The organism is Serratia sp. A07 (assembly GCF_058725505.1).
The window spans coordinates 1-1,821 of the sequence record NZ_JBZXDO010000142.1; the positions used below are offsets into that span (position 1 = coordinate 1).

The window sequence follows — 1,821 nt, forward strand, 5'->3', positions numbered from 1 at the left end:
AAGTTTGCCTCGACGCGCACCATGACGGACGGCGTCAGCGCGCTTGAGCAGACCGGCAACCTGGTGGTGGCGACGTTTTTGCACGACACCTCGCGTAACCTCGACCCGCAGCTGCATACCCACGCCATTGTGGCCAACGCCACGCTGGCGGCCGGCGGCTGGAAAACGCTCTCCAGTGATACCAAAGCCGGCAGTGGCTTTAACAACATCCTCTGGAAGGAGCAGGTCAGTATCGGCGCGATGTACCGCGGGTTTATGCGCGGCGAACTTGAAGCTGCCGGCTACCTGCTGCGTGACGCCGGCCCGCACGGCATGTATGAGGTTGACGGGGTACCGACCGAGCACTTCTCGTCACGGCGCCAGGACATTCTCGCCGCAGCGGGGGCGGATGCCGGCAGCCGGGAGAAAACACGGGCGGCGCTCGATACCCGCAAGGCAAAGGATTTTACCAGCATGGATGACGTACGCGACTACTGGCGGCAGAAGCTGAAGGATGAGCTCGGCTTTGATTACGCGGCTTTTAAAACGGGCGTTGACGCGCGGGCAGAGGGTAAAGAGGTGGAGCCGGCGCCGCAGACCGCCGCGGCCGCGCTGCTGGCGGCCCGCACGCAGCGTCAGGCGGCGCAGGACGATGCCATGACACCGGCGCAGGCCGTGGAGCAGGCGATAGCCGTCGTGTCCAAAAGCGCGGTTCGCTTTGGCATTGACGCGGTGCTGACCGCGGCACTGGGTCGCCTGCCGATGCGCGAAGGGGTGTATGGCGCCGTGCGCACGGAAATCGAGACCGCGGTGGCGCGCGGTGCGCTGCTGGCAGTGGACGGTGCGCAAACGCTGTTTACGTCGGCGGCACATGTGCGGGACGAGCAGCGATTGTCTCAGCTTGCCGCACGGCTGGCCGCGGGGCGGGCGGATACGCCTGCGCCTGCGCAGGCGACCGGCATTGTCGCGCAGTGGGCGCAGGCAGGCAGGGGGCTGACGCTCATCGATGCGCGCGGCGGCCAGGCGTTTCAGGCCGACCTGCTGGCGCGCTTTGGTGAGGCGGCGGCGCAGGCCGGGCGCGAGAGCGTGGTGGTGGTGGCGAGCCGGGCAGCCCGGTCGCGCCTGAAGGGAGCGGACGTGGGCACGGTGATGACGGTGGAGGAGGTCGCCGAGCGCGGCCTGCCCGCGTCTTCGCAAGTGGCGCTGCCCGAGTCGGAGCAGCTGAGCGTGCCGCAACTCCATCAGGTGCTGCAGGCGGTTGACCGCAGTCAGGGGGTGGCCATCGTGCTGGATACGCATGCGCGGCGCGCGACCGGGTTCGGCGCCGAGGTGCTGCGCGCCGCCGGCGTCACGCAGCTCAAGACCTCAGAGCGCCAGGAAAATGCCACGGTGACGCTGGTGCAAAAGGATACGGTGGATGACCGCCTGCAGGTTGCCGCCCGGCACGTGGCGAAGCAGGCGGCCGCCGGGCTGGCGGTGGTGGCGCAGGCGGGCAATGCCCGCACGCGCGCCCAATTAACGCAGGCCATTCGGACCGCGCTGGGTGAGGAAGGCGTACTCGGCGCCACGCTCAGGACGGTTGATACGCTCTCGCCCGTGTGGCTGGACGCCGGCACGCGGCAAAACCGCGGGACTTACAAGGTGGGGATGGTGCTGGAGCGGGTAGAGGGCAAAAACGTGCTTGAGCGCATGACGGTGGTGGGCGTCAGCAAGGAGACCCACAAACTGTCGGTCGAGGACGCAAACGGGCACCGCAGCGGTCTGGCGATAAGCGCCATCGACAGCAGTTACCGCCTCTGGCAGAAGGCATCACTGACGCTGCAGGAAGGTGAGCGGGTCAGG

Annotated in this window: 1 protein-coding gene; it reads left to right on the top strand. The window is 67.9% G+C overall.

Annotated elements, in window-relative coordinates; translation table 11 throughout:
- Positions 1 to 1,821: MobF family relaxase (gene mobF, locus AC4PR2_RS28620; RefSeq protein ID WP_492176014.1), on the top strand; the 1,821-nt coding region annotated here is incomplete at both ends.